The sequence below is a fragment of the Paenibacillus hexagrammi genome (assembly GCF_021513275.1).
Classification (GTDB): domain Bacteria; phylum Bacillota; class Bacilli; order Paenibacillales; family NBRC-103111; genus Paenibacillus_E; species Paenibacillus_E hexagrammi.
Genome location: NZ_CP090978.1, coordinates 2,918,658 through 2,943,052, shown reverse-complemented (window position 1 = coordinate 2,943,052; position 24,395 = coordinate 2,918,658). Strand labels below are relative to the sequence as shown.

The following is a 24,395-nucleotide window of genomic DNA, read 5'->3' as shown; positions in this document are numbered from 1 at the left end:
GGCATAATAATGTCGGCGATACAAAGCCTACTATGAATCTTCAGGAGGAATTACTCTCAATGCATCAGTTAATTCAACAAATCGCGCAAAGCCAGCAAATTATTTCCCAATTGATTTCCCAAACGCAGCTAGCAAGTCAAACGTATCAACAAATGCTTCAACAAGAGCAGCAAAATGCGGTTCAATTGGAACAACTGGCGCAGCGTGAACACAAAGCAGTTCAAATCATTCAGCATGCTCTTGGGGGTCATGCCCAAGCTATTCAGCAAATGCAGCACTGCATGCAAATTTGTGCGCAGTTGGAACAAGCGGTTCAACAGCATCTGCAAATGGACATGTATCAACAGCAGCAGCTGCAAACGAATATACAGCAATATCAAAGACACTAGGAATATCAGCTTAGCCCTCAGCATGGAAGCTGGGGGCTTTTTTACAAGGATGGTGAGACAATCCGATGATCAAACAATATTTTGCAGAGGTCAAGCTGCAGGAAAACGACTCGTTAAGCGAAGTGCTCGAGGAATTGGTGAACACGGCCGAGAACCGGTACAGTACGCCCTATGTAGAGGTTTATCAGGTGATTCCAAGAAATGAAGATTCTTATACCGTGATCCTCAACATGGACTTTCCTAGTGCTGGTGACAAATCATGAGCAGCCGGTTCAAGGTGAGAGCGTATTGCAGCTCCAGGAGCTGCGAATATATCCATAAGGAGGACATTGTTCAAGCCCTGAACTACGAAACCTCGTATGGGATTGCCGAGATGCTGAATGAGGCTGATTCCAAACCAAGCTGCCCTGCATGCGGCGAAGAGATATCCTACTACGCGCATACCGTCATCGATGAGCCTTGGCTGCCTTAGCCTGGGCTTCTTCCCGTATCCGTCTTGACATTAAGTCTGCCCCTGATTAATGATAGTAGGTATCTGATTCAGGAAAGGAACTCGTACCTATGTTATCCAAGCTTCCGCAGGAGATGGCGGACCAAATATCCGTTCAAAAGCAACGCCAGGCACAAGGGTTAACTCCTCTTGAACAAAATCTGATCGGCAGCGCAGAGTTCGAAGCGCCTCAGGAGGACGTGCTTCTGGATGCTGCAATTGCTTTATGTTTAGAAAAGAATGTGCTGCTGAAAGGACCGACGGGTTCCGGTAAAACGAAGCTGGCCGAGCATTTGTCCAGTTTGTTTGGTCAGCCGCTTCATGCCGTTAACTGCTCGACGGATCTTGATGCCGAGGCTTTATTAGGGTTTAAGACACTAACACATGACAAGAATGGTGCGCCGATGATTGAATTTGTTCCAGGACCGATCATGAAGGCAATGACCAGAGGGCATTTTCTATACATAGATGAAATTAATATGGCCAAGCCGGAGACACTTCCGCTGATTAATGGCGTTCTGGACCATCGTAGAGCAATTACAAATCCCTTCACGGGTGAAGTTGTGACTGCAGCCGAAGGTTTCAGGGTCATTGCTGCACTCAATGAAGGCTATATCGGAACAGTGCCGTTAAATGAAGCCTTAAAAAACCGGTTTGTCAGCATTGAAGTACCCTATCTGCAGGGTGATGCGCTATACCGGTTGCTAATAGAGAAGTCCAAGCTGAAGCAGGAGAAAATGCTGCGATCCTTTGTGCAGCTATCTGCCGATTTATTGGCCCTTATCCAAATGGGACAGCTGCCGGATGAAGCAGGTTCGATCCGAGCGCTTTTGGATGCTTGCGATCTAGCTGCTTACATCCCGCCGGTACGAGCCGTTACACGTGCTATTGCGGACAAGCTAACGGATGAGAGGGAACGCGCCGCTGTTATCAATACAGCGGAGACGTTATTTTAAACCATGTTCGTAGGAAAATTAACACTGCTGGATGACAAAATTGACGCCAAGCTGCATATGCAATTGGTGGATCTGGCCCGTATGTTTACCCGCTTGCCCTCACTAGAAGTGGAAGCAGCCTATCATTCGCATTATGACACGGAAAAGGAAATCATGACGGTCAGCCAGTTTTGGCGTGACCTCACGCCAAGCGATAAAGCAGCGGGTATGAAAAGCGATGTGTATTTGCGCGGAATCGGCAGCGCGTGGTTTACAGGCGCTAGAGCTGTCGCTGACTATCTGGCCTTTTGCGGAGCTTCAAGCTATCCCAGGCTGGCCAACCAGCTGCTTGCGCTAGGCGAGGATATTCGGTTAGAACGAATTTGCAGGCGAATACGGCCAGGGACGGCAAAAGTTTTCGAACAGAGACATCGCATCTATGCGTCGTACTTTCATCATAAATTAAAAGTCCATGCGGAAAAGGGAGAAGAGGCGGAAGCTTTACTTCTTCTGATGTATGGATGGTTCACTGGGGCTAGCTGGGTATCCCCAGATCGAATTGATATAGCGGTGGGAGCAACGATGCCGATAGAGCATTTCCAAGCTCGTCTCCGTCCGCTATACCCGCTGCTTGAGCAGCTGGAGGAGGCCGAGCATACGGCGGAGGCGGCGGACATTAGCCGAGCCATCCTGGAGGCGCTGGGCGATGGACTTAGCAAAGACGCCCAGTCGCTTTACTTTTGGCTGCAGCAGGGAGTGGGTGTCCAGGAGCCGCTGCCTGCCCATTATCGAGGCGAGCTGAAGCGCGCGAAGCGGCTCGCTAATGATGATGCGCTGCCGGGCGAGCCCGGCGAGCGGCAGCTTCCCGGCCAGGAGCGGCTGCCGACCTGGCACCGCGAGAGCAGCGACCGCAGCCCAGGCCTGCTGCGGTTCGAGCTGGAGCGCGGCACCCGCACCGCCGCGCAAGGCGACGCGCCGCGCGAGGGCGACGCCGCGGATCAGGCGCTTGCGATCGCGCAGGCTCGCTCGCAGCGCGCGAACACCACCGGCGCCGCGGGCGGAGCGCGGCGCGAAGGCATTGCCGTGCCCCTGCGGCGGGGCACAGCGAGGCAGGCGCCGTCAACGCGCGAGCGACGGCGACGTGGCTGGCGCCTGTGCGGCCCACTGCGGAGCAGGAGGCCGCCTACAGGCGCCTGAGCGAGCGCGCTGCGCCGCTCGCGAAGAAGCTCGAGCGCGTCATCCGGCGCACGCTCGAGCAGAAGCGGATCGCCCCGCGCGGCGATCGGCTGTTCGGACGGCTCGACAAGCGCTTGACGCGAGCCGTGATCGAAGAAGCGCCGCGTCTCTTCTATAAGAAGCGCGCGCCGGTGCCCCAGATCGACGCGGCGTTCGCGCTGCTCGTCGACTGCTCGGCGTCCATGTATGACAAAATGGACGAAACAAAACAGGGTCTCGTGCTGTTCCACGAGACCCTCCGGTCCTTGCGAATCCCCCACGAAATCGTGGGATTCTGGGAGGACGCGGACCGCGTCACGGAGCAGGAAGCGCCGAACCTGTTCCAGGTTGCGGTCGACTTCGGCTCCTCCTGCGCGTCCGGCAGCGGCACGGCTCTGCTGGCACTCGAGCCGCAGCAGGACAATCGAGACGGCTATGCTATCCGTCTCATGACGGAGCGCCTCCTCCGGCGCGCCGAGCGGCAGCGTGTGCTGCTCGTCTTCTCGGACGGCGAGCCGTCGGCGGCGGACTACAATGACGCAGGTATTCTCGACACCTGCGAGGCTGTGCTGCAAGCCCGGCGTCTTGGCCTTGAAGTCATAAGCGTATTTTTAGCCGCTGGCCAGGTCCATGAGACCCAGCAGTTGACTATGCGCAACATTTATGGTCGCAGCAGTGTAGTGGTTCCAGACGTCAGTGAGCTTCCCGAACACCTGACACCGATTCTGCGCAAGCTGCTGCTGAAATCTATCTTTTAGTAAATAAATCCTTTACAATAGACCAGGTAGAAAATAGAGATTGAGAGAATTTGCTTACGATCAGGGAGGAAAATGATTCATGTACGGAGCACCTTTATCAGCCAAAGCGAAAAAAATGATGCTGCTTGGTTCCGGCGAGCTTGGCAAGGAAGTCATCATCGAAGCGCAGCGGCTGGGTATCGAAACGATTGCGGTTGACCGCTATGCGAATGCGCCTGCCATGCAGGTCGCGCACCGCAGCCATGTCATTAATATGCTGGACGGCGAGCAGCTGAAGCAAGTGATTTTACAAGAACGGCCTGATCTGATTGTTCCAGAAATTGAAGCGATCGCAACTCCCGTCTTGGTGGAGCTGGAGCAGGAAGGCTTTCGGGTGATCCCGACGGCGACAGCTTCGCGCCTTACGATGGACCGGGAAGGGATTCGCCGATTGGCAGCGGAGACGCTTCAGCTTCGCACCGCGAAGTACGCTTTTGCCGATACGTTGGACGAACTGAAAGCTGCCGTTGCCCAGATTGGTACTCCATGTGTGATTAAGCCGATCATGAGCTCTTCAGGAAAAGGTCAGAGTGTTTGTCGTACACCGGAGGATGCGGAGCATTCTTGGAACTACGCCATGGAAGGCGGAAGAGCGAAGGCAGGTCGAGTGATTGTCGAAGAATTCATTCATTTTGACTCAGAAATTACACTGCTAACGGTACGGTCCGTGTCAGGAACCACCTATTGCGAGCCGATCGGGCATATTCAAAAGGACGGAGACTACATCGAATCCTGGCAGCCTCATGCTATGAGCGAATATCACATTGAAGAAGCAAAACACATGGCGAAGACCATCACGGACGCACTGGGCGGCTACGGGATTTATGGCGTTGAACTGTTTTTGTCCCAAGAAGGTGTCTATTTCAGCGAAGTGTCTCCGCGACCTCACGATACCGGAATGGTGACGATGGCTACACAGGACTTGTCCGAATTCGCGCTGCATGCCAGAGCGATTCTGGGTCTGCCAATCACATGCATTCGTTTGTTGACACCGGGAGCCAGCTATACACTAAAAGCGGATCGCGAGGCAGCCGACTATAGCATCAGCGGTTTGGAAGAAGCTTTGTCTGTACCTCATACACAAGTTCGTGTGTTCGGGAAGCCGGAAACGAAGGTAGGCCGTCGAATGGCCGTTGCGCTTAGCAGCGCTGATACTACGGAAGAAGCAAGAAGCCGGGCGAAGCAGGCGGCAGCCGCTTTAAAGCTTAACTACGAATAAGCCACTTTACAGCCAGGTATGTTCACATCAGGAGGAATGGGTATTGGAAGCGAAACCGGCCAGACTGTCCCGGACAGTTTTAACGGAAATTATTTTTCCCGCTGATATTAATTACCACAACACGGTGTTTGGCGGACGTGTCATGCACTATATTGATAAAGTTGCAACCATCGCAAGTATGCGTCATGCAAGGCGGGCGGTCGTAACGGCATCCAGCGACAGTCTGGATTTCTTGGCGCCGGTCAAGCTAGGCGAGGCGATCCAGCTGGAGGCATTCGTCACTTGGACCCATCGCAGCTCCATGGAGGTATATGTAAAGGTGGAGTCCGAGAATTTGTTGACAGGTGAGAAGAAGCCAACGGCAACCTCGTATTTGACGTTCGTGGCGCTTGATAGTCAGGGTCAACCGTGTCCTGTACCTGCGGTGATCCCCGAGACAGAGGAAGAGAAGAAGCTGTTTGAAACAGCGGAGGCAAGGTTCGAGGCGCGCAAGCAGCGGAAGGCGCAGAGAAATCCTTTTTAGCGATAGCAAATTGATTTATTTTCGGAGTCATCTGTTTGAAACCGTCCCAGCATTAGAGCGTATAGGATAATAAATTCGGGAACATTCTAGGAGGAATCTGGATTTATGAACGCGCACGAGATTGATTATCGTATTCTAGGCAATGAAATGCAGTATGTTGAGATTGAACTGGACCCGGGTGAAAGCGTCGTTGCCGAGGCGGGCAGCATGATGATGATGGATCAACATATTCAAATGGAAACGATCTTTGGGGACGGCAGCGGTGAGAACAAAGGCTTTATGGGCAAACTGCTTGGAGCTGGCAAGCGATTATTGACAGGCGAAAGCTTGTTTATGACCGTGTTTACGAACCGAAGCCATCAAGGCAAAGAACAGGTTACCTTCGCGGCTCCTTATCCAGGTAAGATTATGGCCATGGATCTGCAAGAGCTAAGCGGGAAAATCATTTGCCAAAAGGATTCATTTCTTTGCGCAGCGAAAGGCGTTTCTGTCGGAATCGAATTTCAGCGCAAGCTGGGAGCCGGCTTCTTTGGCGGTGAGGGCTTCATTATGCAGAAAATCGAGGGTGACGGTTTGGCGTTTGTTCATGCCGGTGGCTCGATCTGTGAAAGAGTGCTCCGCCCCGGCGAAATGATTCGCGTCGATACCGGATGCCTGGTCGCGATGACGCAGGACGTTGACTACGACATTGAGTTTGTGAAGGGTGTGAAGACGGCGCTCTTCGGCGGCGAAGGATTATTCTTCGCTACGCTCAGAGGACCGGGACGCGTATGGATTCAATCCCTGCCGTTCAGCCGTTTGGCCGACCGGATTGCAGCAGCGGCAGGTCCCGGAGGACGCAAAGAAGAAGGCAGCATCCTTGGCGGGCTTGGAAATTTGCTGGATGGAGACGGCAGGTAGGTTTGGAAGCATAAGCTGTAGCAGCGAAAGAGTGGTTGGAAGAAGAGCAGGATTGCTCGCTTCCAGCCTTTTTTGCATTTGTTGGCTGCATGCCGAATGTCGCGTCCGATTCTAGTACAGCGGTTAGATGTAAAATTTTGTGGGCTATCAATGAGATCGAAGCCCGAGAGGAATTGCCGATCATGGTTGACGATCATCCTACGACGACACCACGCCCTGTGTGGATTTTGAACATTTTTGGAGAGAATATATGTATAAGCAGAGTGAAATTCGGATAATGAAGAAAATCTTCATTGACACGATCAGCAGTTGGTGCTAGCATTAAAACATAGTAAAACAATCGGAATTATACACATTAACTTATTGGCAGATGAAAGGAAGTCATCCCTATGGAGCACACCATTACCATTCAAAGTGAACACGCCGAACTGGCAGCTACCCTGCATTATCCTGCACACTCCAAGCTATCCTCATCCGGTCAATGCGACCGATGGCCCTTAATCATCATTTGTCATGGTTTTATTGGCAGCAGAATCGGCGTAGACCGGTTATTTGTAAAGGCTGCACGGGAATTCAGTAAGATGGGGTATTTGGTGCTCAGATTTGATTATGGGGGCTGCGGAGAAAGCACTGGTGATTACGGTGCAGGGGGGCTGGATGTTCTGATCGAACAGACACGCAGCGTGATTGACTATGCCTTAACCATCGAATGCGTCGACTTGAGCCGGGTCATTCTCGTCGGCCATAGCTTAGGAGGGGCAACTGCCCTTCTTACGGCAGCTAAGGACCACCGCGTGAAAACATTAGTGTTGTGGTCGGCTGTAGCGCATCCTCACAGTGATATCGTGCGCATTGTTGGTAAAAATGAGTATGAGAAACTTCCTCGTGGAGGAGCTATCGATCATCACGGTTACTTGCTAACAAGTCGATTCTTCGATTCCTTGGCACAGCATCAGCCATTCGAGCAGCTGCGTAGATTTAACGGCGATGTGCTGGTGATTCACGGTACATCAGATGATATCATACCCGTAGATTATGCCCCGTTATATCAGAAGATGTTCTGGCTGCGCAAAGAAGGGCAGTGCGATGTTGAACTTATCTATCAAGCCGATCACACTTTCTCAGGTTCAGCTTTTTCCCAGGATGTCATTGACAAGACGATTGGCTGGCTTGGGCTGCAGCAGAATAGGAAAAAAGATTGGAACGACTGGACCATTTAATCTTAGGATACGCCTTTTAACTTCGCCTCTTTTCTTCGGAAAAGGGGCTGTTATTCTATAGCGGAACAGATATACTAAAGTAAGCGTTTTATTATTGTCAAAGGGGCGCTAAGATGGAACGACGACATGGTTATTGGAAGGATTCAAAGAACACAGATGTTTACTTATATGCCTGGCTGCCAGATGAAGGGGCAGAGTGGAAAGGGATCCTTCAGATCGCTCATGGGATGTCGGAGTCAGCCTTGCGGTACGAACGATTGGCAGCATTTTTAACCTCTCATGGATATGCGGTGTACGCCAACGATCATATTGGTCACGGCCTTACAGCAGGCTCGCCGGAGCAGATAGGTATTTTTGTAAAAGATAGTTTTCATCATATGGCGCGGCATCTCGGTGAGATTGCCCATTATATAAGAGAGCAGCATGATCATAAGCTTCCCTTATACCTGATGGGTCACAGTATGGGCTCCTTTCTTGTTCAGTATATGCTGGGCACTTATCTCGCGGAGCATCCTCGGAATGTACAGGGCGTTGTGCTGTCCGGAAGTAATGGGAGTCAAGGGCCGGCTCTTCTAGGTGGCATAGTCATTGCAGCCCTAGAAGCTCGAATCAAGGGCGAAAATCACCGAAGCAAGCTTTTGCATGGGCTTACGTTTGGAGCCTATAACAAGGGAGTTTCGAATGCCCGGACTTCTTCGGACTGGCTGAGCAGAGATGCCGCTGAGGTTGCAGCATATGAGGCCGACCCGTATTGTGGTGCGATATGCTCGTCAGGCTTTTATCGGGATTTTTTTAGAGGCTTGAGAGAGACTCATTCTCCGGCACTTCTTCGGAATATTCGAAAAGACTTGCCTATCTATATCTTTGCCGGTGACGGGGATCCTGTCGGGGCGTATGGTAAAGGCATACAACGTCTGTACACGATGTACCAGAACCTAGGTGTGAAACATGTCAGCTGCAAGTTATACCCGGAAGGCCGTCATGAGATGCTGAATGAAATCAACCGTGATGAAGTGATGCAGGATTTGCTGGAATGGCTCGACAGCCAGAGGGGATAATTCAGACTATGACCAGTTAAGATGGCATAATGTGAAGCTTGTAAGATAGTTCAAAATCAAGTAAAACTATATAGGACTGACATGGACGGCTAAAGGAGATTACTTGGTTAGTTCAAAATGTAACTAAAAAAAGGCTGTAGCGGCGCTTGCTACAGCCTTTTTTATGATAAGAACTCCCGTGATCTTCCGTGAATGTTCATTTACAACCATAGCATTCGTGAACAATCGTGAAAATTTGAATCCGTATACATCCTCATGCATCCGTGTACAACCGTGAAGATCGAATCGCTACGCATACATCATCCGTGTACAACCGTGAAATTCGATCATCTTCATGGGCATCCATGCAGTACATCTCGCATTTCTTACATTTCCACCCTAGACTTCCTTGTAGTCCCTGCTAGCAGGCCCTTACAGCATTCGGCGGAATTCCTCTGTAAGAAGGGGCAAAACTTCAAACAGGTCGCCGACGATCCCGTAGTCGGCGACTTTAAAGATCGGCGCCTCCGGGTCCTTATTGATCGCGATGATGACCCGCGATCCGCTCATCCCCGCCAGATGCTGGATGGCGCCGCTGATCCCGCACGCGATGTAGATTTCCGGCGTCACGACCTTGCCGGTCTGGCCGATTTGCATCGCGTAATCGCAGTAGCCCGCGTCGCACGCTCCGCGGGAAGCGCCCACAGCGCCGCCCAACACGGCGGCCAGCTCTTCGAGCGGCCGGAAGCCCTCGGCGCTGCGCACGCCCCGTCCGCCGGAGACAACGATTTTGGCTTCAGCCAAATCGACGGCGCCGGACGCCTTTGCCACGACCTTCCTGACGACGGCGCGCAGGGAGGGGGCAGGGCAGGCAACATCGATTATCTGTGCCTGACGGGATAGGTCAGGCTCAGGGGCAGCGATGTTGTTCGGCCTCACTGTCACGATCCAGGGTCCGCCCGGATCGGTAAACGCTTTCTTCTCGACGGCTTTGCCGGCGTAGAGCGGACGGGTAAAGACGACTTCATTCCCACGGCGTTCAATTGCCGTCACGTCGGAGATCTGTCCGGCTTGCAGCTTCGCCGCAAGCTGTGGAGCGAGATCGCGCCCTAAAGCCGTATGTCCCATGAATATGGCTTGCGGAGCCACATTTTTGACAACCTCAAGTAAGGAGGCTGCATAGGCCTCAGGCTGATAGACGCCAAGGGACGAATTCTCAACCACATAAACAGTATCGGCACCGCACGAGGCCAACTCATCTGCAAAAGCCTTGGCTCCAGCAGCTCCTAAGCATACGGCTGCAATCGGACTGCCGGGCTCTGCAGCAAGCTGCGCAGCTTGAATAGCTTCGAATGTCACCTGGCGGAGCTTACCACCGCGAGTTTCCGCTACGACAAGAATTGGACGAGCAGTCATGGGATCGGCCTCCTTTAGATCACTTTAGAATCATTGCGCAGTGCTTGCACCAATTCCGCCACCTGCTGAGTCAGCTCACCTCGTAGGATGCGACCGGCTTGCCGCTCAGGAGGCAGGTCTAGTGCTAACCGTTCCGTTTTGGCGGTGATGCCGTCCGTATTCAGATCATCTAACGATAACCGGGCCAGCGGCTTTTTCTTTGCTTTCATAATGCCCGGCAGGGAGGGATAACGCGGTTCATTCAAGCCTTGCTGCGCAGTGAACAAAGCGGGAAGACTCACTTCAACGATTTCTGTATCCCCTTCAGCATCACGCTCAGCAACAGCACTCTGACCGGAAAGCTCAAGCTTGGTAACTGACGCAACATGCGGAATATCGAGCAGAGAGGCTAGCCGCACCGCTACCTGACCTGATCCGTTATCTACGGAGAAGTTCCTCCAAGTATCAAGTCAATAGACTTGCCCCGCAAATAAGCCGCCAAAATCTCTGCAACCTCACATTCATCCCCGTCAATTCGGTCATCCGAAATCAGGACTGCTTCGTCAGCGCCCATGGCAAGAGCCGTGCGAAGAGCCTCGGCGGTTCTTTCAGGACCTACTGAAAGTACAATGACTTTGCCGCCAAGCTCATCCCTGATTTGAATAGCCTGCTCGACAGCGTATTCATCATAAGGGTTGATGACAAACTTCACGCCATCCTCTGCGACTTTCCCATTTTGGACATGAATTTTTTCTTCCGTATCAAAGGTTTGCTTAAGTAAAACAAAAATGTCCATATGCCAAGCTCCTTTCTGAATATACTTTCATAAAGGCTAGCCTGTGAGACCGTTCATGAAAAACTCAATAGCTGCGGGGGCTTGTGCCGACAGGGAATACTTTTGACCTGAAATCAGCCAGGAAGTGACGACTTCATCCATGGCGCCAAACAAGAGCAATCTGACGAGCTTTACATCCAAATTAGACCGAAAGCTGCCGTCATGCACGCCCTTCTTCAGTATATTTTCAATGAGCACAATATATGGCTTCACAGCCAGACCAATCTCTTTGCGCAGCTCGAGGTCGCTCTGCCTAAGCTCGATTTGAGTGACGTAAGCGAGGGGGAGATTGTTTTCAAGCTCTGAAAAATGAATGCAGCAAACCTTCTGCAAGGCTTCACGAGCCGTCATCTTCTCATCCAGGCCAGCGTTGAATTTGTCAACAAGCTCGCCAAGCTTTTCACGGAACAAACTGGTCAGGATATCCTCCTTTCGCTTGAAATACAAATAAATCGTACCGTCGGCAACACCGGCTTCCTTAGCGATTTTAGATACCTGGGAGCGATGATATCCGTGCTCGGCAAATACGCGGAGCGCGCCTTCGAGGATAGCGTAATATTTATCTGGTTTTTTGCTACTTGTCATGGCAATCACCCCGGTGTAAGATATTGGTAAAGGTGAATGAATAGTCATTCATTTTCTGTGACCATCATAAAATACGTTATATCTCTTGTCAACGAAAGGCTTTCAGACTGAATCCGAGCCTTTTAGCATAGGCATAGTAATCCATAAGAGAAATTGTCGACCATCACCTCATCGTAACATCCATGATATACATCGCAGCCGTCTATCAAGCAACGTTCATGCTACCTTTTACGCCCATGAATGCTGCTTTTTTGTGCTGTCAATGTGTAAGCGTTTTATTAAACCGCTGAAATGGAGGGGCTGCTGATGACCATTGCCATGATCCAATTTGTATTCTTTCTGGCTGTATTGGGAATTGCGCTGTATATGTTCGTAAAAGTTGTCTGCCACCGTTATCTATATATCCGTCTAGGCAAACCTGTGGCTTTGGAAAAAGAAATCAAACAGCGGCTTCGTGTATTTGCAGTTCAAGTATTTGGGCAGAGCAAGCTGCTGAAGGACAAAAAAAGCGGCATCATGCATGTCATCATCTTTTATGGGTTTATCATCCTGCAGCTAGGCGCGCTTGATTTGATTTTGAAAGGTCTTATTGGACGCGGACTGCCGATACCGGGTTATACTTGGTTTGGTTTTTTCAAGAAGTGACAGTCGGTTTGATTCTTCTCGCAACGGGATACGCCGCATATAGACGGTACATGGAGAAGCTTAAGAGACTGAAGCGAGGCTGGAAGCCGAGTATTGTCCTGTTTTTCATATTGTTTCTGATGCTGTCCGTTGTCGTGACTTTAGCCTTTGAACGCGTAAAAGGGGGGCTCGCCGGTTCTGTACTTGCTCCGATTTCATCGGCACTGGCTCCCATGCTTAGCGGGTTGTCTGAATCTGCTGTAACCGTTGGTTTTTATACGGGCTGGTGGCTGCATCTTCTTATTTTGCTGTCTTTCTTGGTTTACGTGCCGCAGTCCAAACATTTTCACTTGATGACAGCTCCCATTAACATTTTTCTTCGCAGAACGGAACCGGTCGGCAAATTAAGTTCGCTCGATTTGGAAGACGAGAATGCGGAGTCCTTTGGGGTTGGGAAAATTGAGGAATTTACCCGGAAGCAATTATTGGATCTTTACTCCTGCGTGGAATGCGGGCGCTGCACGAATGTATGTCCGGCTAATACGACCGGCAAGCTGCTATCACCTATGCTTCTGATCAGTAAGCTGCGAGATCATTTGACGGATAAAGGAGCCGTACTGACATCCAAATCGCCTTGGGTTCCTGCCTTAGTCTTTGGAGGTGGTACTGATTTGGATCCGCTCCAAACTGAAATGATTGGCGGAGTCATTACGGAGGAAGAGCTCTGGGCCTGTACGACCTGCCGCAATTGTGAAGATCAGTGCCCGGTCGGCAACGAGCATGTTGATAAGATTATCGATATGCGAAGGCATCTCGTGCTCACCCAAGGAATTATGCCGCATGACGGACAGCGCGCGCTGCAAAATATCGAAAGGCAAGGAAACCCATGGGGAATAAGTCGGAACGACCGGAGTAAATGGGTGAAGGACATGGATCCTGATGGAGAGCTATATGTTCGGACGGTCAAAGAAAATCCTGATTTCGACTATCTGTTCTTCGTAGGATCTATGGGCTCTTATGATAACCGCAGCAGGAAAATCACGCGAGCTCTGGTGAGGCTGATGAACGAAGCGGGCATATCCTTTGCCATCCTGGGGAATGAGGAAAAAAATTCAGGCGATACACCGCGCCGCATGGGCAATGAATTTCTGTTCCAGCAATTATGTGCGGACAACATAGCAACCTTTGATAAGTACAACGTTAAAAAAATCATAACTGCCTGTCCGCATACGTACCATACACTCAAAAATGAATATCCGGATTTCGGGCTGCAGGCCGAGGTATTCCATCATACAGAGCTGCTTGATCAGTGGGTCAAGGAAGGGCGTTTGCAGCCCCGTTATGAAGTGAAAGAGAGGATTACTTATCACGATTCCTGCTATCTGGGTCGTTATAACGAAATTTATGACCAGCCACGAAGCGTGCTTCGAGCCATCCCGGGCGTAGAGCTTGTGGAGCAGCCGAGGTCAAGGGAGAACAGCATGTGCTGCGGTGCCGGAGGGGGAATGATGTGGATGGAAGAAACGTCGGGCACACGCGTAAACCTCGCGCGTACGGAGCAGCTTTTGACCGTCGAACCAACTGTAATCAGCTCAGCGTGCCCGTATTGCTTGACGATGGTTGAGGACGGTACCAAGCTGAAGGAGGTTGAGGACCAGGTCAAAGCGAGAGATATTGCCGAATTGCTGGAATTGGCTGTGTTTGGGGGTTGAGTTTAAATGGGTGCCTTGTTATTGAAGGACCCTGATTAGGGGGATTTTTTAGGCTGATGTATGGGGGGGGCCTTTTTTATGACCACTATCCCTTTCGCTCAGAATAGACACGGGCTGCAGTGTTCAGTTCAATCGTGTTTACTTCTAATCCGTTGCATTTCGTTCGAGCAGTGGGCACAGGCTGCAAATTCAAAATCGACAAATGTGCTGTTTGGTTTGAAGACGATTCGATTGTCAAGAGGCAGTATAGGCATTTTAAATTTGACTTGGTTTATTTAGGGTGAAAGTAGGAATCGCTTCGGTGTTAAAGGTGTCGATGCTTAACGTACATTTAGCTGGTAAACTTGATGCCTGCTGAGTGAATGGGATAGTGGTTAGATGCTTGGGAGTCTGACAGTAGGAGGCAGAGCTCGGCAGAACGTGGTGTATGAATGATGAGAATCTTGGCTTGAACGAAACATACATGTCAGGACGATTCTGAGTGAATGGGATAGTGGTTAGATGCTTTGAAGTGTACCAAAAGGAGGAAACATTGCTGAATCAAGAACTACAGAATCCTTTGCAGACCCGTATGTTTCTGAGCGCATGGGATAGTGGATAGATGCGTGGCTATAAGCATGGAACGTTAACGGAAGGTGGTAGAACGAGGTAAAGCGTGGAGTAAGTGGAAAGACGAGGAAAAACGTGATGTTTCGTCGCAAGAATGTTTGCATGAACAACACGCGCAGGTCTGGACGTTTTCTGAGCAAATGGGATAGTGACTAGAACCATGAAAGCCTGAATGTAGGAGGCAGAGCTCGGCAAGATGCTTTGTAGTGTACCAAAAGGTGGAAACATTGCTGAATCAAGAACTACAGAATCCTTTGCAGACCCGTATGTTTCTGAGCGCATGGGATAGTGGATAGATGTGTGGCTGGAAGCATGGAAGGCTATCAGAAGGTGGCGAACCAATCTGAACAAAGAACGGGGGTACCTCACATGTTCCATATACAGAAGGCAGCCGTAATCGGGTCGGGGGTTATGGGCTCTGGTATTGCGGCTCATCTGGCGAATGCGGGCATATCTGTCATTCTGCTTGATATTGTGCCGACGAGCTTAACGTCTCAAGAGGAAGCTGCTGGCCTTACTTTAGAGCATTCAAAAGTGAGGAATAGGCTTGCGAGTAGTGCGATCGAACGGTTGAAGAAAATGAATCCGGCCCCGTTGTTTCGCCCTGATTTCGCGGAGAGGATCACTGCAGGCAATCTTGAAGATGATCTGCTTAGGCTCAGCGGGGTGGATTGGATCATTGAGGTGGTGGTCGAGCGGCTGGAGGTAAAGCGACAGCTCTTGAGTCGGATCGAATCGGTTTGGAAGCCTGGTACGATCGTAAGCTCGAATACATCCGGAATTTCCATTCAAGACATGGTGGAGCGTTGCAGCAATGCTTTTAAAGCGTATTTTCTGGGTACCCATTTCTTTAATCCACCGAGATATATGAAGCTTCTTGAAGTGATTCCAAATCGGTTCACGTCTCCGGAAGTCCTTTGCTATATGAAGGATTTTTGCGAAAAAAGATTGGGCAAAGGGGTTGTGCAGGCAAAGGATACGCCGAATTTCATTGCAAACCGAATTGGGACGTACGGGCTGTTGGTTACTCTGCGGGAGATGGCTGCCGGGGGATATTCGGTTGAAGACGTAGACGCCGTTACCGGTCCAGCAATGGGGCGGCCGAAGAGTGCTACCTTCCGTACGTTGGACTTGGTCGGGTTGGATACGTTTGTACATGTGGCTGATAATGTGTTTCACAATGTGACGGCACATGAAGAAAAGGAAGTATTCCGCACGCCTGAATTGCTGCAAGAGCTGGTGGCGAGAGGGTGGATCGGCGAAAAGCAAGGGCAAGGATTTTATAAGAAGGTGAAGACAGCCGCTGGAAAAGAAATTCATTCGCTTCAATTAGATAGTATGAGTTATGCGCTGTCACGTAAGATCAGCTCGGCTTCCATCGAAGCCGCTAAGCAGGCAAAAGGGGCCGCAGGAAAGCTGAAAGCGCTCTTGGGAACAAAAGACAGGTATTCCGAGCTAGCTTGGAGGATTTTGAAGCCGGTATTGATCTATGCAGCCGAGAAGTTGGGGGAAATCGCAGATTCCATTGTCGAAATGGATAACGCGATGAAATGGGGCTTTAATTGGGAAATGGGACCTTTTGAAACGTGGGACGCTATCGACTTGAAACGATCCGTTGAACGCATGGAGGCAGAGGGAAGCGCGGTTCCGAGCTGGGTGAAGGAATGGATTGCTCAAGGGAATGAGAGCTTTTACCGTATGGAGGGAGCCTGCCCGCAGGTGTATGGGCAAAAAGGAGTTTATCTAGATCTGAACACGAAGCCCGAAATAATTTCACTAGCTTTGTGCAAAAAACAGAACAAGGTGATCCGGTCGAATAGCGGAGCCAGTTTGATTGACATTGGCGATGGCGTTGCCTGCCTGGAATTTCATTCTCCCAACAATGCAATTGGAGCGGATATCCTGACCATGATTTCGCAGAGCGTCGATGAAGTGCGAAGTAATTATCGCGGGCTGGTTATTGCGAATGAAGGCAAAAACTTTTGTGTAGGCGCCAATATTATGCTTCTTCTCATGGAGGCGCAGGACGAAGAATGGGATGAAGTAGACGCTATAATCCGATTGTTTCAGAACACGATGATGAAGCTGAAATATTTGGAGAAGCCCGTCGTTGCGGCTCCCCATCGAATGACACTGGGAGGCGGCGTGGAGGTTTGTTTGCCTGCGGATCAGATTTTATTCAGCTCAGAGACGTATTTCGGTCTTGTTGAAACAGGTGTAGGACTTATTCCTGCAGGAGGCGGTTGTAAAGAGATGGCGCTGCGTCTGGGCAGGCAGCTGACGAATCCGAATGTAGACGCTCAGCCTTTATTAAATGAAGTTTTTGAAACGATTGCCATGGCGAGGGTGTCAACCAGCGGGCATGATACGAAAACGCTCGGGTATATGAGTCCTGCAGATGGTGTGGTCATGAATCTTGATCATCGAATTTATGAAGCGAAGCGTGCTGTCCAAAGACTGGAGGAAGCGGGCTACGAGCCGAAGAGACCGGAGTTAGTTCGAGTAGCCGGTGAAGAGGGGGAGCTGTTCTTCAGGTTGCTGCTTATAGTATGAAGCTTGGCGGATATATCAGTGAGCATGATCAGAAAATCGCGAATAAGCTCGCCTATGTGCTAAGCGGAGGCAGTGTTCCCTCAGGGACTCTGGTTTCAGAGCAATATTTGCTGGATTTGGAGCGTGAAGCTTTCCTTAGTCTATGCGGGGAACCGAAAACTCAGCAGCGGATGCAGTATATGCTGTCCAAAGGCAAACCGCTGCGAAACTAATTGAACCAAAGCGAGGTGAGTCATATGAAGGAAGCAGTCATTGTATCCATTACGCGCACGGCGGTTGGGCGCGCCAAGAAGGGAAGCTTCGCTCAGACCCGCGCGGAGGATTTGGGCAAAGCAGTGCTGGAGGAGGCGGTTCGACGTGCCCCGGGTCTAGAGAAGGGAGATGTAGAGGATATTATTATCGGCTGCGCGATGCCGGAGGGCGAGCAGGGGCTGAATTTTGCCCGCACGATGTCGCTGTATGCGGGCTTTCCCGTGACCGTGCCGGCCATCACGGTCAATCGATTCTGCTCCTCCGGGCTGCAGGCCATCGCATATGCGGCGGAGCGCATTATGCTGGGCCACGCGGAGGTTATTATCGCCGGGGGCGTAGAGAGCATGAGCCACGTCCCGATGACGGGCTTCAAGCTCTCGCCGCATCCGCAGCTCGTTCGTGCCATGCCCGAGGTCTACATGGGCATGGGGCATACGGCCGAAGCGGTCGCCAGCCGCTTCGGGATCACCCGCGAAGCGCAGGACCGCTTCGCCGTGCGCAGCCACGAGCGAGCCGCCGCCGCCATCCGGGCGGGCCGGTTTGCCGCCGAGATCGTGCCTGTGGCTACGAGCGTGAAGGGCATCGACGAACGCGGCAAGGCGTTCGAGCGCAGGTTCGTGTTCGACACGGACGAAGGCGTCCGGCCGGACACGTCGATGGAAGGCCTCGCGAAGCTGAGGCCTGCGTTTGCTCTGGCCGGCACGGTGACGGCCGGCAATGCGTCGCAGACGTCGGACGGGGCCGCCGCCGCCGTGGTCATGAGCCGGGAGCGGGCGGAGGCGCTCGGTTTGCGGCCGCTGGCGACCTTCCGCTCCTTCGCCCTCTCCGGCGTCGAGCCGGAAATTATGGGCGTCGGACCGGTGAAAGCCATTCCTAAGGCGCTGCAGATGGCGGGAATCTCAAAAGATCAGGTTGATCTTTATGAGATTAATGAAGCTTTGCGTCTCAATGCGTGCACATTATTCGCGAGCTCGAGCTGGATGAAGACAAGGTGAATGTGAACGGCGGTGCTATTGCGTTGGGCCATCCGCTTGGTTGTACGGGAGCTAAGCTGACAACAAGCCTCATCTATGAGCTGCAAAGACGCGGAGGAGGCTGCGGTGTTGTATCTATGTGCATTGGCGGCGGCATGGGGGCCGCAGGCGTATTTGAAGTGCATGCGGCTGAGGCGGAGGACGTTTGATGCATTCTCGCTTCAAGCGACAGGAGCTCGGAGGAAACAGCTGAAGTACAGGTTCAATCTTTCATTGCGAAAGGAGCGATTCCTATGGAGGATAAGGTTGTTGGCGGCAGTTTTGTGATTTCAGATACGGATTATCGCAGTATCTTGACGCCGGAAGACTTTACGGAAGAGCATCGTATGATCGCCGATACAACAAGAGATTTTGTCGAGGGAGAGGTTGTTCCTCATGATGATCAGCTGGAGAAGCTCGATTACGAGCTGACTGTGAAGCTCATGCGGCAGGCCGGTGAGCTGGGGCTGCTAGGTGCGGATGTGCCGGAGATTTATGGCGGACTCGGACTGGATAAAGTCAGCTCCACCATTATTAGCGAGAATTTAGCCCGGGCCTCTTCCTTTGCGCTGTCGATCGGCGCTCACGTAGGGATTGGAACACTGCCGATCGTGTTCTTCGGTACTCCTGAGCAAAAGAAAACATATTTACCCGACCTAGCCACAGGAGCGAAAATTGCCGCCTACTGCTTGACGGAGCCGACCTCTGGTTCAGATGCTCTTGGAGCGAAGACGACAGCCAGGTTGTCGGAAGATGGCAAGCATTATGTGTTGAACGGCTCTAAGCTGTATATCACGAATGCCGGATTTGCCGATATTTTTATCGTGTACGCCAAGGTGGACGGCGCGCAATTCAGCGCTTTTATCGTTGAAAAAGGGCTGCCTGGCTTCACTTACGGACCCGAGGAAAAGAAAATGGGCATCAAAGGCTCATCTACCCGTCCTTTATTTTTTGAGGAAGTCCATGTGCCTGTCGAAAATTTGCTTGGAGAAGTGGGCAAAGGGCACTTGATTGCTTTTAATATCCTCAATATTGGGCGGTATAAGCTGGCTACCGGCTGTGTGGGCGCAGCCAAGGAGACGATCCAACTGACGAGCCGATACGCGAATACCAGAACGCAATTCGGAACGCCGATATCGCGCTTCCCTTTGATGGGCATGAAGCTTGCCGAAATGAATATCCAAACCTATGCGCTGGAAAGCATGGTGTACCGGACAACAGGATTATTTGACCATATGCTAAAGGATATTGACCACACGAGTGCAGATGCAGGCAAACAATCCGCCAAAAGCATCGCCGAATACGCGTTGGAGTGCTCGATCAACAAGGTGTTTGCTTCCGAGGTATTGGACCGTGTGGCCGATGAAGGGCTGCAAATTCACGGCGGCTATGGCTACATTCAGGAATATAAAATCGAACGGATCTACCGCGATTCGCGGATCAATCGAATTTTTGAAGGGACAAATGAAATTAACCGATTGCTGATTCCAGGCACACTTGTCAAGAAAGCAATGAAAGGCGAGCTGCCTTTGCTGCAAAAAGCGCAAGCCTTGCAAGAGGAGCTGCTGTCGATCGTGCCCGGTCAGATCTTTGAAGATACGTTGGCAGAGCAGGCTCATTTGGTTACGATGGGGAAAAAGATTTTCCTGATGGTAGGCGGTCTAGCCGTACAAAAATATGGCATGGCGCTGGATAAGGAACAAGAGGTGCTTAGTCATCTTGCGGATATGATGATCCAATTGTTTGCAGCCGAAAGTGCGCTGCTCCGAACGCTAAAGCTGATAGACCGTGTAGGGGAGGATAAAGCGAAGAATGCCATTCAGATGACCATCGTGTTTGTGCACGAGGCCTTCGGTAAGCTGGAAGAGTGCGCCAAGGAATCCCTCAGTACAATGGAAGCAGGGGATATGCTTCGAACGCAGCTGTCTATTCTGAAGAAGCTATCCCGGCGTACTTCCGTCAATACAGTCGGTCTCAAAAGAGAGATTGCTGCACGGATCGTGCAAGGAGAGAAATACATCGTGTAGTCGCCAGCCCAAGTAGCTTGAAAGGGATGATGAAAGATGGATTCCGTAAAGCCTTGGCTCCGTCATTATCCAGTTGAAGTGGCTTCGACCTACGAATATCCCAAGCACAATGTAGCCCGATTATTGATTGATTCTGCTCACACCTATCCTGAAAAGCCTGCACTGCATTTTATGGGAAAAACGCTGTCTTACAAAGAGGTTCTAGATGCCGCGTATCGGTTTGCCGGTGGGTTGCGGGAACTTGGTATAAACCGCGGTGATCGAGTGGCGATCATGCTTCCGAATTGCCCGACTGCGGTGATTGCTTACTTCGGAACGTTGATGCTGGGCGCCGTTGTTGTTCAAACCAATCCGCTCTATAAGGAGCGGGAGCTGGCTTACCAGCTCGCGGACTCTGGCTCAACAGTGATCATCACGCTGGATCTGCTTTATGGGCGCGTAGCGAATGTTCAAGACAAAACCAATCTCAAGCATGTAATCGTTACCTCGATCAAGGATTATTTGCCGTTTCCTAAAAATATTCTCTATCCGCTTAAGCTTCGTAAGGATGGAATTAAAATAACTATTCCCTACAGTGAAACTGTACGGAGCTATAAAGAGCTTCTGCAAAAGTCTGTGCCGGTATCCCTATGTGCGGATGTAGAGCCGGAGCAGGACATCGCCCTCTTGCAGTATACCGGCGGAACGACAGGAATATCGAAGGGGGTCATGCTGACTCACTATAATCTGGTCGCCAACGCCTATCAGTGTAAGTATTGGTTTTATCAAACCCGAACCGGTGAAGAGCGCTTTTTAGGCGCACTGCCTTGCTTTCACGTGTTTGGTCTTACTGTTTTATTGAACCAGTCCATGCTCACTGCAGGCATGCTGATTTTGATTCCCAAGTTCGAAGTCGATGAGATTTTGGCGACCATAGCCAGACTAAAGCCGACCGTCTTTCCGGGAGCACCGACGATGTATATTGGGCTGATTCATCATCCGCGTGCGGAGGCTTACGAGCTGTCCTCGATCAACGTGTGTATTAGTGGCTCAGCCCCTTTACCCCTTGAAGTGCAGGAGCGATTCGAGCTGCTGACAGGCGGTCGTTTGATTGAGGGCTACGGGCTGACGGAGGCATCGCCGGTAACACATGCAAATCCGATTTGGGGGTACCGCAAAATTGGCACAATCGGTACTCCTTTACCGGACACGGAGGCTCGCGTTGTTGATCCGGATTCCGGTGAAGAGATGCCTCTTGGTCAAATCGGCGAGCTGACGATCCGGGGCCCGCAAGTGATGAAAGGGTACTGGAACAGACCCGAGGATACGGCATCGACACTCAGGGAAGGATGGTTATACACGGGTGATATGGCAACCATGGACGAGGATGGGTATTTTACGATCGTCGACCGGAAGAAAGACATGATAATTGCAGGCGGTTACAACATCTATCCGCGTGAAATTGAGGAGGTATTGTTTGAGCATCCCGCCATACAAGAAGCGGTGGCAGTTGGTGTTCCGGACTCCTACCGCGGAGAGACGGTGAAGGCTTTCATTGTGTTGAAGCCTGGAGCAGATCTGGTAGAACGGGACCTTGAAGAGTGGTGCCGGAAGCGTCTGGCTGCCTACAAAATACCTCGTCAAGTGGAGTTCCGTGATTCACTGCCCAAGACGATCGTAGGCAAAGTGCTGCGCAGACAGTTATTGGAAGAAGAAGCGGAGCGAAATGATAAAGGGACGTAACAGGGTGCGTATATGGAATGGAGCGGGAAGGAGGTGATTCTATGGATTCCTTATCGGATCAAAGTGCACGTCTGCAGCGAATGGCTGAGCTCGCTGAGCCGACCTTCTGGGGTTACTTGGGGTGTGAATTTGTACGCCTGGAAGAGGAGGTGGTGGAAATAGCTCTTGAAGCCAAATCCCATCATTTGAACATGATCGGCATTGTTCATGGAGGCGTGCTCTCCTCGCTGTTGGATAATGCCATGGGGGTTGTTGTGATGGCTGCCAGACCGCAGGATAAAGTGGTGACAACCAATCTGAATGTAACGTTTGTGTCACCTCTGAAGGAGGGGAGGCTACTAGTCACAGCAGAGATTATTCATCAATCCCGAAAGATGATTACCGCGCAGGGACGAATCGTCGATCAAGAAGGGAACCTGGGCACGGTGGGGACCGGATCTTTTCGAGTGATCTAATATGATTCGAGATAAACGTCGTGCAAAAACACAGGGTTAGTTGATAAGCCATGTTCGATGTGACGTGCCTATAATGCACGTCTTTTTGTATTTTTTTGTGAATTATCTTCGATTTACCAACGTATATGTTAAGTTAAATAACATTAAGTGGACATGTATTCATAAAAATGTCATGATAATTTGATTTTATGTTATAAAACGTGACATTAATCATTGACTGAATCCCTTTCGCCGCCATATAATCGATAAAAAGAAGTGAGGGGGAGCGGTTATGCATCTTACGATCCGAGAAGCGTTAACGATCTATCCTTTATCAGAAGCAAAGCTCGTTGCCGGCAAGCAGGGCGACTCCAGGATTGTAAAGTCAGTGAATGTCATGGATGCCCCTGACATTGCTGATTGGACCAAATCCGGCGAAATGCTGTTTACGACAGCCTTTGCGATGAAGGATAGCCCTCAAGAGACGGTCAATTTGCTGCGCAAATTAAATGACCGAGGGGCTGCTGGGCTAGGGATTAAATTAGGTCGGTTCTGGTCGGAGCTGCCAAAAATCGTGGTCGAGGAAGCGGACCGTCTTCATTTTCCGATTATCGAAATGCCGTTTCAATTTACTTTCTCCGATCAGATGAATGCATTATTTAATGCGGAATACCGACGTAATACTCAAGTGCTGCAAACCGTGCTGGATAAGCAAAAGAAATTGATGCAGTTCGGTTTGAAGCAGGACGATATGAATGCCATGTTTCAATTAATCAGTGACATTGTCGGTTATCCGATGGCCATCGTGAATTCAAAGAATCAAGTTATGTACAATACAAGCTCGTGGAACCAGGAGCAGCTGCAAGTAAATTGGCCTTGGAAGCGCAAAGCAGGGTGGGTGCACGCAGGCAAAGACCGCGCATACCGAGTGGCCTTGGCGCAAAGAGAAGATGAGCGGCCGGGCAGTCTGCTTGTCATGCCGGAAACACTCATTCTAGCGAATGTGGAGGAAGGACTTGTCCAACAGGCAGCGGACATCTTATCCTTCCACATGGGCTATACGTTCAGATCGCATGTGGAAGCGTCGATGCAGCGGGATATTCAAAATTCGCTGATCCGATACTTGGAGAAAGGCGCTTCGCTTGAAGAGTTTCTGGAGCAGGCGAAAGCGAAGGGAGTGTCCCCGTTTATCGGTACGTATCAATGCGTAATCGGATCCATTCATCATAACCGTCTAACGCCCGATGATGAGTCCGCCTCACGCAAGCTAAAGGAACTAAAGCAGTATTTGGAATCACAGGCGCAGTCGACCAGCATTCGCGGGCACCATTTTATGATGAAAGATAAGCTGTTCTCCATTTACGCGACCTTGCTGTCCGAAGGATTTCCTGAGGAGGAATTGACGCAGCAGTTGTCCAAAAATGCGGCGAATGCCCTGAGCTTAGCTGCTGATGAGGAAATCGGCTTCTATGTCAGCCCTGTGAAGCAGAAGCCTCCGGCACTTCGGGAAGCGTACATGGAATGTATGCAAACCCAAGCGATGGCGGAGCGGCTCAAGCTGCATGACCGCGTACTGCATTTTGAAACGATCGAATTTGCTCATCTATTTCAGAATGTGGCTTCGGAAGTGATGGAGGATTACTGCACCAAGACGCTGCGGCCTCTTCTGGAGAAGGATGCGGAATATTCGCAGGAAATGATTCGTACGTTAGAAGTGTTTATTCGCAATGACGGTCAGGTGAGTGAAGCGGCGAAGCAGCTCTTCATACACCGCAATACGGTTACGTATCGTTTGGAGAAGATTAGCGATCTGCTGCAGGTTGATTTTAAAAAGGTGAATGATTTGCTAAAGCTGAAGGCGGTGTTCTTGTTCCGACAATTCCTTCATGTCCGTCAAGATTAGTTGAGA

General features: G+C 50.9%; 17 protein-coding genes and 4 pseudogenes. 18 read left to right on the top strand and 3 right to left on the bottom strand.

What is annotated here, in order from left to right; genetic code table 11:
- The first annotated feature begins 59 nt into the window (after window positions 1-59).
- From L0M14_RS13130 to L0M14_RS13080, 11 genes are all read left to right on the top strand, one after another.
- Window positions 60-389: a hypothetical protein gene (locus tag L0M14_RS13130; RefSeq protein ID WP_235122490.1), complete on the top strand. Its 330-nt coding sequence runs from the start codon at window positions 60-62 to the stop codon at window positions 387-389.
- A gap of 65 nt (window positions 390-454) precedes the next feature.
- Window positions 455-652 (top strand): hypothetical protein, encoded by a 198-nt coding sequence (locus L0M14_RS13125; RefSeq protein ID WP_235122489.1) that lies wholly within the window; start codon window positions 455-457, stop codon window positions 650-652.
- Window positions 649-861 carry a hypothetical protein gene (locus L0M14_RS13120; protein WP_235122488.1) on the top strand — a complete coding sequence of 71 codons (213 nt, stop codon included), beginning with the start codon at window positions 649-651 and terminating at the stop codon, window positions 859-861. Before L0M14_RS13125 ends, L0M14_RS13120 begins: the two co-directional genes overlap by 4 nt.
- An 89-nt stretch (window positions 862-950) precedes the next feature.
- A complete protein-coding gene (locus L0M14_RS13115) occupies window positions 951-1,835 on the top strand; it encodes an ATP-binding protein (RefSeq protein ID WP_235122487.1) in 885 nt (294 codons plus the stop codon).
- 3 nt (window positions 1,836-1,838) lie between these two features.
- Window positions 1,839-3,011 (top strand): hypothetical protein, encoded by a 1,173-nt coding sequence (locus tag L0M14_RS13110; RefSeq protein ID WP_235122486.1) that lies wholly within the window; start codon window positions 1,839-1,841, stop codon window positions 3,009-3,011.
- Window positions 2,969-3,787 carry a vWA domain-containing protein gene (locus L0M14_RS13105; RefSeq protein ID WP_235122485.1) on the top strand — a complete coding sequence of 273 codons (819 nt, stop codon included), beginning with the start codon at window positions 2,969-2,971 and terminating at the stop codon, window positions 3,785-3,787. Before L0M14_RS13110 ends, L0M14_RS13105 begins: the two co-directional genes overlap by 43 nt.
- A gap of 79 nt (window positions 3,788-3,866) precedes the next feature.
- On the top strand, window positions 3,867-5,045 hold the full coding sequence (gene purT / locus L0M14_RS13100; protein ID WP_235122484.1) for a formate-dependent phosphoribosylglycinamide formyltransferase: 1,179 nt from the start codon (window positions 3,867-3,869) through the stop codon (window positions 5,043-5,045).
- Window positions 5,046-5,088: 43 nt separating this feature from the next.
- Complete coding sequence (locus L0M14_RS13095) at window positions 5,089-5,568, top strand: acyl-CoA thioesterase (protein ID WP_235122483.1); 480 nt, start codon at window positions 5,089-5,091, stop codon at window positions 5,566-5,568.
- Between the two features lie 105 nt (window positions 5,569-5,673).
- Window positions 5,674-6,468: a TIGR00266 family protein gene (locus tag L0M14_RS13090; protein WP_235122482.1), complete on the top strand. Its 795-nt coding sequence runs from the start codon at window positions 5,674-5,676 to the stop codon at window positions 6,466-6,468.
- A gap of 389 nt (window positions 6,469-6,857) precedes the next feature.
- Window positions 6,858-7,688: an alpha/beta hydrolase family protein gene (locus L0M14_RS13085; RefSeq protein WP_235122481.1), complete on the top strand. Its 831-nt coding sequence runs from the start codon at window positions 6,858-6,860 to the stop codon at window positions 7,686-7,688.
- A 113-nt stretch (window positions 7,689-7,801) separates the two neighbouring features.
- Window positions 7,802-8,746 carry an alpha/beta fold hydrolase gene (locus L0M14_RS13080; protein WP_235122480.1) on the top strand — a complete coding sequence of 315 codons (945 nt, stop codon included), beginning with the start codon at window positions 7,802-7,804 and terminating at the stop codon, window positions 8,744-8,746.
- 411 nt (window positions 8,747-9,157) lie between these two features.
- Here the strand turns inward: L0M14_RS13080 and L0M14_RS13075 are convergent, their stop codons facing one another.
- The 3 genes and pseudogenes from L0M14_RS13075 to L0M14_RS13065 form a co-directional block, all read right to left on the bottom strand.
- Window positions 9,158-10,141, bottom strand: a complete 984-nt coding sequence (locus L0M14_RS13075; RefSeq protein ID WP_235122479.1) for an electron transfer flavoprotein subunit alpha/FixB family protein — start codon at window positions 10,139-10,141, stop codon at window positions 9,158-9,160.
- Window positions 10,142-10,155: 14 nt separating this feature from the next.
- Window positions 10,156-10,916 (bottom strand): annotated as a pseudogene (locus L0M14_RS13070) (electron transfer flavoprotein subunit beta/FixA family protein).
- 36 nt (window positions 10,917-10,952) lie between these two features.
- Window positions 10,953-11,540: a fatty acid metabolism transcriptional regulator FadR gene (locus L0M14_RS13065; RefSeq protein WP_235122478.1), complete on the bottom strand. Its 588-nt coding sequence runs from the start codon at window positions 11,538-11,540 to the stop codon at window positions 10,953-10,955.
- 306 nt (window positions 11,541-11,846) lie between these two features.
- Here L0M14_RS13065 and L0M14_RS13060 point away from each other — a divergent pair.
- From L0M14_RS13060 to L0M14_RS13030, 7 genes and pseudogenes are all read left to right on the top strand, one after another.
- Window positions 11,847-13,876, top strand: a pseudogene (locus tag L0M14_RS13060) ((Fe-S)-binding protein).
- Between the two features lie 978 nt (window positions 13,877-14,854).
- A pseudogene (locus L0M14_RS13055) lies at window positions 14,855-17,250 on the top strand (3-hydroxyacyl-CoA dehydrogenase NAD-binding domain-containing protein).
- Window positions 17,251-17,274: 24 nt separating this feature from the next.
- Window positions 17,275-18,473: pseudogene (locus tag L0M14_RS13050) on the top strand (acetyl-CoA C-acyltransferase).
- A gap of 84 nt (window positions 18,474-18,557) precedes the next feature.
- Complete coding sequence (locus L0M14_RS13045; protein WP_235122477.1) at window positions 18,558-20,330, top strand: acyl-CoA dehydrogenase family protein; 1,773 nt, start codon at window positions 18,558-18,560, stop codon at window positions 20,328-20,330.
- Window positions 20,331-20,366: 36 nt separating this feature from the next.
- Window positions 20,367-22,052: a long-chain-fatty-acid--CoA ligase gene (locus L0M14_RS13040; RefSeq protein WP_235122476.1), complete on the top strand. Its 1,686-nt coding sequence runs from the start codon at window positions 20,367-20,369 to the stop codon at window positions 22,050-22,052.
- Window positions 22,053-22,093: 41 nt separating this feature from the next.
- Window positions 22,094-22,507, top strand: coding sequence for a PaaI family thioesterase (locus L0M14_RS13035; RefSeq protein ID WP_235122475.1), 414 nt, complete (start codon window positions 22,094-22,096; stop codon window positions 22,505-22,507).
- 271 nt (window positions 22,508-22,778) lie between these two features.
- Window positions 22,779-24,389 (top strand): PucR family transcriptional regulator, encoded by a 1,611-nt coding sequence (locus L0M14_RS13030; RefSeq protein ID WP_235122474.1) that lies wholly within the window; start codon window positions 22,779-22,781, stop codon window positions 24,387-24,389.
- The last annotated feature ends 6 nt before the right edge of the window (window positions 24,390-24,395 follow it).

Coding starts and splice junctions, on each gene's coding strand:
- L0M14_RS13130 (WP_235122490.1), top strand. CDS start 60: ATGCATCAGTTAATTCAACAAATCGCGCAAAGCCAGCAAATTATTTCC.
- L0M14_RS13110 (WP_235122486.1), top strand. CDS start 1,839: ATGTTCGTAGGAAAATTAACACTGCTGGATGACAAAATTGACGCCAAG.
- purT (WP_235122484.1), top strand. CDS start 3,867: ATGTACGGAGCACCTTTATCAGCCAAAGCGAAAAAAATGATGCTGCTT.
- L0M14_RS13080 (WP_235122480.1), top strand. CDS start 7,802: ATGGAACGACGACATGGTTATTGGAAGGATTCAAAGAACACAGATGTT.
- L0M14_RS13115 (WP_235122487.1), top strand. CDS start 951: ATGTTATCCAAGCTTCCGCAGGAGATGGCGGACCAAATATCCGTTCAA.
- L0M14_RS13090 (WP_235122482.1), top strand. CDS start 5,674: ATGAACGCGCACGAGATTGATTATCGTATTCTAGGCAATGAAATGCAG.
- L0M14_RS13040 (WP_235122476.1), top strand. CDS start 20,367: ATGGATTCCGTAAAGCCTTGGCTCCGTCATTATCCAGTTGAAGTGGCT.
- L0M14_RS13045 (WP_235122477.1), top strand. CDS start 18,558: ATGGAGGATAAGGTTGTTGGCGGCAGTTTTGTGATTTCAGATACGGAT.
- L0M14_RS13125 (WP_235122489.1), top strand. CDS start 455: ATGATCAAACAATATTTTGCAGAGGTCAAGCTGCAGGAAAACGACTCG.
- L0M14_RS13065 (WP_235122478.1), bottom strand. CDS start 11,540: ATGACAAGTAGCAAAAAACCAGATAAATATTACGCTATCCTCGAAGGC.
- L0M14_RS13075 (WP_235122479.1), bottom strand. CDS start 10,141: ATGACTGCTCGTCCAATTCTTGTCGTAGCGGAAACTCGCGGTGGTAAG.
- L0M14_RS13085 (WP_235122481.1), top strand. CDS start 6,858: ATGGAGCACACCATTACCATTCAAAGTGAACACGCCGAACTGGCAGCT.
- L0M14_RS13030 (WP_235122474.1), top strand. CDS start 22,779: ATGCATCTTACGATCCGAGAAGCGTTAACGATCTATCCTTTATCAGAA.
- L0M14_RS13035 (WP_235122475.1), top strand. CDS start 22,094: ATGGATTCCTTATCGGATCAAAGTGCACGTCTGCAGCGAATGGCTGAG.
- L0M14_RS13120 (WP_235122488.1), top strand. CDS start 649: ATGAGCAGCCGGTTCAAGGTGAGAGCGTATTGCAGCTCCAGGAGCTGC.